Genomic DNA, 9,453 nt, shown 5'->3' with positions numbered 1-9,453 from the left:
CCTGTATATTCTTGTATTAACCCTTAGTTATTTATCTATTTTAAGGGTTAATAACCGATAAATCCGCTTACATTGTCATCAAAAGTTACAAATTCAAAGTTATTTTTAATTTTAAAGTCGCAATAGCTAATGAATTTTTTGATGAAGAATCATTTTATAAGCAATAGAACAGTCTTATACTTGCTTCATTCGCTTTTAACGCTAACACTATAATCAAAGTATTCTTAACTGCTAACACACTATAATTGCTGCTCTACCGATTCAATATCAGCATAAACTTGGGTCGTCCCGTCTTTATTGAGTTGCATAACCTGATAGGGCATGAATTTATTTTGATACTCCATACCCGGGCTACCAACAGGCATGCCAGGTACGGCAAGACCCATAGCTTGTACTGGCGGATTTTCTAAAAACTGCGCCATATATTTAGCGGGTACATGACCTTCAAAGACGTAACCATCAGTAGTGACTACAGTATGGCAAGAACGCATTTCATTTGGAACGCTGTAGCGCTCTTTAAATACGGCTAAGTCCGCAACATCTTGCGCGGTTGCACTTAGACCATTATCTTCTGCATGACTTATCCATTCTTTACAGCAGCCGCAATTGGCATCTTTATAGACAGTGGCTGAGACGTTTTTTAGTAGGTCTGGTTTACTTACTGATGTCATCATAGGAGTATTTATAACGTTTGGTTCAGCTGTCTTCGGAACAGTCACTACATCTTCAGTTGATGCCGATGTTGTGCTTGCATCAGATACGCCACTACTCGGTTGGCTACAAGCAAATAGTGATGAGGCGGCAAGTAATACTAACGTACTACGCAACCCCTTAGACAGATAACGATTGAATATAAGACTGGATTTTATTTTTAAGGGGGTCATAGTGCTCTCTCATGTACTGTAGATATTGTGAGCTATAGAAGGTCAAGTAACACTTCATATCGTTTGGTAATGTAGCATAATAACCCATCAAACGGAGTACGTAAATTTATCCATTGAGCAGTGCGGACTGGTATCATAAGCAGTTTTCATTTTGAAATGCTGCCTGTAGTATTAACAGGTCTATCCGAGTTTTGGATTTTGACTAAAAATTCAAAACTCATAATTTTGGATAATTTGCGATGCGCCTGTCTACTATTAATCTACAAAAGCGTTTGAGTACTCACTCAAATCAATTACCGCTATGGTTTACGCTAGTAGCAGCATGGCTTGCAGGGGCTATTTTTTTATTTGCGCTAGCGCCTCATGGGTTCTGGCCGCTAGCAATAGTGTCACCAGCGATTTTATATGCGCTGTTGGTACCAAATATGAGTGGTCGTCGCGCTTTTATTATCGGTGAAGCTTACGGTATGGGGCTATGGTGCGTCGGCGGCTTTTGGCTCTATACTGCCATCCATGATTATAGCGATACTCCAACGTGGCTCGCATTGATTATGATTGGATTGATGGGTCTCGGTATGGGACTGTTTCATGGATTTTTAGCACTAGTCTTTAACCGTATGGTAGGCAAACAACCCTTTTCATTTGCTGCTCTTTGGGTGCTACAAGAATGGTTAAAAACTTGGTTATTCACAGGCTTTCCGTGGCTGTTTGTTGGTTATGCATTTACTGAAGAGTATTGGTTATCGTCCTTAGCACCCGTTGCTGGTGTTTTTGCCGTCTCTTTTGTTGCCATACTATTGGCTGCAAGTTTAGTAGAGCTACTGCTTCGACGCAGTAGTTATGCCGTCGTTTCTGTACTGTTATTAGCCATTAGCACATCATTATGGCTGGTCAATCCGCAATGGACAAAACCTAAGGGCACACCTGATCTGTCAGTGTCATTGATTCAAGGTAATATTTCACAAGATATAAAGTGGCTGACGCAATATCAAGTAGAAACGCTAAAGATTTATGCGAAGTTAACGCGCACTGAGTGGGGACGTGATGTGGTGGTGTGGCCTGAATCATCTATTCCGATGTTTCAGGATGAGGCTGCGGGCTTTATTAGTGAAATGATAGAAATGGCCAATGCGACCAATACGACATGGATAACTGGTATCCCTTATAAGGATAAAGCGGCATTCAATGCCAGTACGGATAAGTATCCCCCATTTTACAATAGCGTGATTGCTCGAGGTGTAGAAGCGGAAGGCCTATACAAGAAGCAGCGTCTAGTGCCTTTTGGAGAGTATATTCCATTTGAAGGCGTGCTCGATATTTTCCCAAGTTTGGCCGGTAGTCAGGATATTAAGAGCTATAGTCGTGGTAGTGATCAGCAGTCACCGCTAAAGGTGCGTGAACACAATATAGGGACGGCTATCTGTTATGAGGTAGCTTATCCAGATACCACGCGTAAAAATGCCATCGATACTGACTTTTTGTTGACCGTCTCTAACGATGCCTGGTTTGGCACTTCAGCAGGACCATTGCAACATTTGCAAATGGTACAAATGCGCGCGCTTGAGAACGGGCGCTGGTTTATTCGAGCGACCAATACTGGTGTTACCGCTATCATTAACCATAAAGGTCGTATTGTAAAACGCGCACCGCAGTTTGAGCGTACTGTACTACGTGGTGAGATACAGGCACGGGTTGGTAACACGCCCTTTATGCTTATGGGAAATTATCCTATCTTGATAATAATAACCCTGTTATTACTAATAAGCTATTTTGGCAAAGGTCTAACCACACTTAGAAGACGAGGGTAATAGTAAACTTAATCATAATAATTTAATCAGCGTAAGTTTTTTATTTTTTCTAGGTAACGTCCTAACGCACGTAAATATAAAAGTTTTAAACTATTGATCACATAAGAACTGATTGAAAAAATTATGTTGACATAAGGCACGCGCCTCATACTTAAAAAGAGATAGCTATATACGGTCTATCATCTTTTAGTTGATACTTTCATTTAATGCACGCGATTTTTGATTGTCATCTGCCTTAGTACCAAATTCAATAGTTGCATGTTGTATATTCTGATGCGCCAAATCTTCCTTGATGTTTTCTTTCATAGTAATAGTCTCTTCAAACGTTATATCGGTCTTCGGTACAATATGAACTGTAAGAGCATTCTCAGTGGTACTCAAAGCCCAGATATGTAAATGATGAAAGTTTTGAATAAAATTATAGCTCTCTAAGATAGCAGTGATTTTACTGAGATCAACATTTTGAGGTACTCCGTCGATAGCAAGCTTGATACTCTCTTTTAGTAGACCCCAAGTCGATAACAGTATAACGACTGAAATAATCAAGCTAACTAGAGGATCAACGATATTCCAACTTGTATAGTAAATAATAATGCCCGAGATAACGACACCTACAGAGACCAATGCATCTACCATTAGATGCAAGAAAGCACCTTTGATATTAATATCGTCTTTTTGACCTTTGTAGAATGCAAAAGCAGAAACAGTATTTATAAATACACCTATTAGAGCTGTAATAATAATAACTTTTCCTGCAACTTCCGGTATCGTATCAAATCGACCCAAGGCCTCATACGCAATACCTATAACGATTGTAACTAACAATATGGCGTTAATAAGAGACGCCATTATAGAAGCTTTTTTGTAGCCATAGGTATAAAGCGTAGTAGATGCTTTCTGTGCTAATTTCATTCCAATTAACGAGATTATTAAACTGGCAACATCACTTAAGTTGTGGCTAGCGTCTGCGATTAAAGCTAATGAATTAGTTGAGTAGCCCACTATAAACTCGATGAGCGTAAATGCAGAATTTAGACCAATCCCAATATAAAAAGCTTTATTCATATTTTTAGGGTCTGGAGCTTGATGACTGTGGTTATCTGAATTACTCATAATTTACCCTTGTTTAGGTTGCTGCATTTTATTAAAGGTAGAAAATAAGTTTATTGCATATTTTCTATATTGCACAGTCAATATTGCTCTAATACCGTAGACCCACTTATTTTTATCAATAAACTGAGCCACAACTTGATTGTGTGTCCTATCTCTCCTTGGGCGAAAAAAGCGGATTTTACTGTAATCTAACTGGCTTACGTAAGCTTCTTGTTCTCATGTTCAAGCTCTTTAGTATGTGTAGCTTAGTCTTGAATGTTGGTTAGTATAGTTTCATTAGTGTGCTTTTTATGACATGACCACATAAAGGTGTAATCGTTTAATGCTTCAATCAGCATACGAACGGCGCGTTCTTTAATCTCAGGAGTGTAGGTTTGTCTTTTCATTATCGTATTCTCTCAGAAAGATGATTTACCGCTTCTTAACAGCGCGTGTAAAACCTTGCATCTGACGACTAAGCCGGTCTTCATAGTAAACTATCCCAGTATTGTCAGAAACTTAACGTCTTGTGAGGATGTACTAAGTGCTAACTTCAAAATAATTGAAATGCTTACGCTAAATGACGACAAGAAAAGCCTAAGCAATCTAACGAAGAATCAGATATTAAAAACCTAATCTGTATGACAAATAAAAAAATGCCTCTGGGAGTTGACTCCCAGAGGCATTTAGTTTTAAATGTAGATAACGGTTACAGTGTGTTGACGCACCCTGTAACGAACAAATAAGCACACAGACTGCGTTATTTGAACAGCATTAAATGCCCGTATAGGTGCATTTTATCCAAAATCTGCTTTCATATCAACTCTATTTGCTATACATTTTAAAAACTGCTTGTTCGCTCGTTACATTTTCGTGCTGCTCTCTCTGTACCCGTTACCCGTCAAATGGGTGGCAGGCCTCGGTGACGACTGCGTTTGACATAAGGGTGAGCTCCCTACAGGGGTGACTAGACAAAGGATCAGAGCAACGCAATGAGTGGTTACTTGTGCATATCGTAGCGGTATATTGGGCGAACGCCCTTGCTAGCGTATGACAGCACAGTAGCGGTTATGAGCGTGTCTAGGCGGTGCTATCAGCCGTAATCATAACAGCCGTAGCTTGATACAGTGATACGGTCTTGATGACGCGATGGGCGATGAAGTCGGCATGACTAATCACATCAAATTCAAGGAATGCACTAAAGTGTTTGTGAGTATTTTTATTATACTCATAATTGCTTTAGGGTGAGTGTTCCTTGAAATCTGCTCAAGGCTCCAAAATCAGCATAAATTCACTTAGGCTAATTTAAGTAGTATATAGCCCACTAGGCTATATACTATGAGAGTTCAGAGAAAAATTTAGAATATTTATTATACAACCATCATTTATTCAGTGAGTCGATATTGTCATGGTGGATTCATAAGCTTAGTGTGAATAGAACGGGATTGACTTATTTATTGTTAATTGTCTCTCGCATCTTTTCAATCTCTGCAGTCAATGAGCTACTCTTTTCCTGTTCTGATTGATAGTTAATTGAAAGCTCATCATACTGCTCACTCAATGCAGTGTGCTCAGTACTAAGCAAAGTTCTCTCATGATTTAACGTGTCGTGTTGCTTAATCAGTAGCTGATGATCTGCTTCAATCTTAGCTTGCTTTTGAGTAAGCTGCTCATTAATCCCTGATAACTTATCACGTTCAGCGATTATGGCCTTTAACTCTCCTTTCACTTCTGCTGTAAGATTCGTTATCTCGTTGCGCTCAATAACGACTGTCTTTAGCTCATCCTTAGTTGCTGTCAGTTCTGTTTGCAGACGCGCGATCTCTGCTTTATCGCTATTAGCAGTGGCTTCAAGCGTGGCCACCTTCGATATGTTGGCACTCAGCTCTTTTGATTGCTGATCAAAACTGCTACGCAGGTCACCAAGTTGGGCCTGAGCTGCCACTGTTTTAGCTCGTTCAAGTTCTAGCTGGTGCTGAGTATCGCTGAGTGTCTGTGTCAGCACATCCCGTTCAGCAGTCACTTGAGCCGCGGTGATAGCCGTTGCCTCTGCAGTTGCTGTGACCTCATCGAGCTGTTCTAACAAATCAGCCTGCTCACTCTCTAGGGTCTTAACCGCTTCTTGAGCCTCATCTGTCTCAGCTTGCGACTTGGCCTTAATACTCTCTAGAGCCTCCCGTTCTTTAACCAGACGATCATTGGCAATATCAATGGCCGTCTGCCACATATCCGCACCAAGCGTTTGTAAGCGTTCAGTGATACCACTTGGTAGCTCAACCTGTCTTAGCTGCTCTTCTTGTTGGTTATCCTGACGCCAAGACTTCATAGCTTCACTGATGGTCGTGAATGATCCACCACCCAGCGCCTTACGCACTTCGGCTAAAGTAGGTTTGATACCTTGTTCGTGCAGTTGATCAGCAATAGCATGAATTTGCTGTGTAGTAATGGCCATAATTATTGTCCTTAATTTTGTATGAGTAAATATGTAGCGTTTGTAGTATTTTTTATATAGTATAATACAATATACAACATACTACAATATAAGGCTTAAAAAAACCTCAAGTAATCTTGAGGTCACAATCATTAGATTAGGGCTAACGATCAGTTAAGTACTCTTCTAGCGCATTACTATCATTTATTAATGATTAGCGCCTGTTTGCTTGGTTTTATCCTTAAATTTGGCAATGATACTGGCCTCAGTAAAGAACGCTTATGGTTTAATACTGCCACGGCTAACACCTGACCAGTCGGTGACTTCTGGAATGTCTGATAGATCAATGTCGTCATCATTAAGCGTTGCTAAATGCTCTAAATCTACTTGTTGCTTGGCCGTTAGTGGTGGTAGCTCGTCTATTTGATAACTAACTTTGTTCACACTGGCTCCCTTTCATTTTTTTGACACGTCTAGCTGAGATAATGCGTATAACCTCACCATTATCTATTTCTGTTTGCGTATGGGCTACCAATAGGACGGCGGTACCGTCTACTGTACCCAGCGCTTGCCACTGCTTTTCATCATTTTCATACCTGTCTTGCTGACGCAGGCATAAAAGGTCTAGAAAAACTCGGGCGGCTGCCTCAAATAATAAACGGTGCTTACGCTGATTGGTGTTTTTTTTGTTCATCCCATTCAAATCTAATACTTATCTGTTCTCTCTGTCAGTATGCTCTTTATAGATTAGCAATTCATCTTGACTGACAGCTGTTACTTTCTGGTATTCAAAAGATAGCGGTACTTGATTGGTTTGCGCCACTTGGGTCAAGAACAATTTAATCGCTTGAGACGGCGTTAGACCATAGCTTTCAAACACGGCAAAAGCATTTTCTTTTAGCTCTTGATCGAGCCTGATATTATAATTAGTTGTCGTCATGGCATTACAAATGGCTTATCTGTGTACATATAATATAAACCATTTGTATAGACAGTACCAGATTAATCACTCTTTTTTCTTTGCTATGATTTTTGCTTAGGGAACGTATAACCTACCGCCAGCAAATGCTTTTTATGGGTCTTTAAAAAAGCTTCATCTCTTAATTGAGTGTGTAACCAGCTGATCACTTCTTGGGTACTTTTTCCTGAAGGCGCATAGCTACCAAATGGGGCATAGTTAGCCAATAGAGGCGCAAAACGGTCGATCTGTTTGACTGTTAAGGATGGTATATCTCTATTCTCATTATTCTGATTTAAGTCCTCCAGACTTTTTTTCTTGGTGGGCTTAGCTTTTACATTAAATTTTAGTCCTGTGACGGTACGACCACGTTTGACGTTTTCATAGGTGATTTTAATATCTGACTTTTCTGTTATTTCTTCAACGCTTGGGTTGATGACTCGACTTTTTAGGTTGTTAATACGTTCGTAAGATTTAGAAAGAGCTAGCTCCTCTCTAATTTCTTCAAGTGACATTGTCCACGAGCTCATTGCCTCATGTTTTTTGGCCAGATGGTATATATCTATTGAATATTCACCCTTCAGTTTAAGTACATCTTCTTTTTTATATTTAGTGAATGGATTATTTTCATCAAAAACCTTCAACATCAGTAGCACTTCATCTGTAAAACATAGAGACACATAGCCATCTTCATATATTGATCTGATGACCCACTGTACATTGACACGGCTACCGCGTTCATTTCTATAGCTAAAAAATCGCCTCATCATCGTTTCACTAGCATCTTTTAATTGAGTATAAGCAGAATCCACTTGAATGTTGCAAGCCTCTGCAAATGCTTTCGCGGTTATCTCTATAGTGTCTTTTTCAGTGGCATCTATCAAACGCACTACTGAACTAGCAAGCAACAGCAACCGTTTTTCATCAAGTGTCATTTCATAAAACGCTTGTAGAATACGATTTTGCATAACAACCCAATTTGCAGGGTATTTCTTCTCATATAAACCAACTTGGTTAGTCATATCTACGCCTTAATACTCAAATCTATCTAATTGTAGCATAATACCTGCTGATTGTAGCTTTTAACCTAGCTGATTGTAGCTTTTAACCTAGCTGATTGTAGCATTAACCTAGCTGATTGTAGCTTTATAGATCTTGAAGCCCTTAACTGGTAAGGTCTGAGAGCTTCCTAAAAGTCTTTAAAAATCTTTAAAAGTAAAAAATATGTTTTTATATTAAATAATAGGAAAAAAGCTCAAGAACTGACGGATTTGAGATGATAATATGAGCGACCAATCACTTATAGAACTGTTCAGTAGCTCAAAACGCTATGGTCAATTTACTCGGTATCAATCTTTATTCTCATAGTTCGGATTAAGCTTTGATCTTTGAAAATCTTCAAAAGCACGGTCAAAGATATTTTGAATGTCTTCATCTGTCATTCTGGCCAACGCTGTTTTCATACTCTCAGTATCAGTCTCATTTTTTGTAGATAACTTGTCTTCATTTTCAATAGTCATTATCGACACCTCTGTAAACACATCTTAAAGCATTGCTAAAACGCATAAAAAATACTCTTATATGCGTTCTACGCTCTGTTCGATACGATGGTAGCTAAAGCTATTTTAAAACGCTTAAAACAGCTAAAAATCGTCTTCTAGCATTTCGCTAATTAGAAGACGATTCAGTTGTACTGATGAATAGGCTATTGCTAACAGTAACAGTTATTGAGCTGCTGAATCGTCATCAAACAATGAACCGTACTCACTATCTTGATTGTCTTCATGTGAAGTAAAACTGCTTGATACCATCTTAGCCTCACCTTGCATCTTATGAGCAATTGACTTTAAAAACTCACGGTGCTTTTTCAAACGGACATATTTTTCATTATCGTGTGCATCTAAAAAAATAGCTTGCAGTTCATGATTGTCATCATCGTCTAATGCGTTGGCCAACCACTCCCCCAATATTTTATGTGCTTCAAGCCTGTCCTGATCAATCTCTTTTTTAAGAGCCTGTAATTGCTTAATCTTATTTGCAAATAAATCATCTGATATTACTGACATTACCTCATCCTTTTTTTAGCCAACTATGATAGAGTTGATCCTAGCAGTACATATACAGGTATGCAAGGTAGTAAAATACACAAGACCACTTCGTTTCGTGGGCGCAGTAGTATTTTAACCCTCTGTTAAGAGCGAACTTAGGAGTTTATGTAAAAAAGGCCCACAAGGGGCGCTATTTTTTTTACATAAACTCCGTCGTCCGGCAGGGGGCGAA

At 39.2% G+C, this 9,453-nt stretch carries 11 protein-coding genes; 1 reads left to right on the top strand and 10 read right to left on the bottom strand.

The genetic code is table 11. From position 1 onward, the window contains the following. Positions 1 to 239: 239 nt before the first annotated feature. A complete protein-coding gene (locus tag ACS8FA_RS27840; protein WP_082787298.1) occupies positions 240 to 884 on the bottom strand; it encodes a DUF411 domain-containing protein in 645 nt (214 codons plus the stop codon). Positions 885 to 1,123: 239 nt separating this feature from the next. On the opposite strand from ACS8FA_RS27840, the gene lnt reads away from it, so the two are divergent. Next, positions 1,124 to 2,692, top strand: a complete 1,569-nt coding sequence (gene lnt / locus ACS8FA_RS27835; protein ID WP_068039556.1) for an apolipoprotein N-acyltransferase — start codon at positions 1,124 to 1,126, stop codon at positions 2,690 to 2,692. A 186-nt stretch (positions 2,693 to 2,878) separates the two neighbouring features. On the opposite strand, the gene ACS8FA_RS27830 is transcribed toward lnt, so the two are convergent. From ACS8FA_RS27830 to ACS8FA_RS27790, 9 genes are all read right to left on the bottom strand, one after another. Beyond that, positions 2,879 to 3,805, bottom strand: coding sequence for a cation diffusion facilitator family transporter (locus ACS8FA_RS27830; protein WP_058025953.1), 927 nt, complete (start codon positions 3,803 to 3,805; stop codon positions 2,879 to 2,881). Between the two features lie 245 nt (positions 3,806 to 4,050). Then, positions 4,051 to 4,191 carry a hypothetical protein gene (locus ACS8FA_RS27825; RefSeq protein ID WP_156410079.1) on the bottom strand — a complete coding sequence of 47 codons (141 nt, stop codon included), beginning with the start codon at positions 4,189 to 4,191 and terminating at the stop codon, positions 4,051 to 4,053. A 1,043-nt stretch (positions 4,192 to 5,234) separates the two neighbouring features. Further along, complete coding sequence (locus tag ACS8FA_RS27820) at positions 5,235 to 6,236, bottom strand: DNA-binding protein (protein WP_114701934.1); 1,002 nt, start codon at positions 6,234 to 6,236, stop codon at positions 5,235 to 5,237. Positions 6,237 to 6,494: 258 nt separating this feature from the next. Continuing rightward, complete coding sequence (locus tag ACS8FA_RS27815; RefSeq protein WP_156410068.1) at positions 6,495 to 6,659, bottom strand: hypothetical protein; 165 nt, start codon at positions 6,657 to 6,659, stop codon at positions 6,495 to 6,497. Next, positions 6,646 to 6,909: a BrnT family toxin gene (locus ACS8FA_RS27810; RefSeq protein ID WP_226949371.1), complete on the bottom strand. Its 264-nt coding sequence runs from the start codon at positions 6,907 to 6,909 to the stop codon at positions 6,646 to 6,648. Before ACS8FA_RS27810 ends, ACS8FA_RS27815 begins: the two co-directional genes overlap by 14 nt. An 18-nt stretch (positions 6,910 to 6,927) precedes the next feature. Then, positions 6,928 to 7,155, bottom strand: coding sequence for a type II toxin-antitoxin system RelB/DinJ family antitoxin (locus ACS8FA_RS27805; protein ID WP_114701935.1), 228 nt, complete (start codon positions 7,153 to 7,155; stop codon positions 6,928 to 6,930). Positions 7,156 to 7,238: 83 nt separating this feature from the next. Continuing rightward, the gene (locus ACS8FA_RS27800; RefSeq protein WP_058368520.1) at positions 7,239 to 8,195 is read right to left on the bottom strand and encodes a replication initiation protein; all 957 of its coding nucleotides are present in this window, start codon (positions 8,193 to 8,195) and stop codon (positions 7,239 to 7,241) included. A 327-nt stretch (positions 8,196 to 8,522) separates the two neighbouring features. After that, positions 8,523 to 8,693, bottom strand: a complete 171-nt coding sequence (locus ACS8FA_RS27795) for a hypothetical protein (protein WP_162799535.1) — start codon at positions 8,691 to 8,693, stop codon at positions 8,523 to 8,525. A gap of 204 nt (positions 8,694 to 8,897) precedes the next feature. Beyond that, positions 8,898 to 9,239, bottom strand: a complete 342-nt coding sequence (locus ACS8FA_RS27790) for a hypothetical protein (protein ID WP_114701936.1) — start codon at positions 9,237 to 9,239, stop codon at positions 8,898 to 8,900. Positions 9,240 to 9,453: the final 214 nt, after the last annotated feature.

It is taken from the genome of Psychrobacter sp. 1Y1, from assembly GCF_051847395.2.
GTDB lineage: Bacteria > Pseudomonadota > Gammaproteobacteria > Pseudomonadales > Moraxellaceae > Psychrobacter.
Note: the sequence above shows the minus strand (reverse complement) of the source record. Positions and strands in the feature narration are given on the sequence as shown.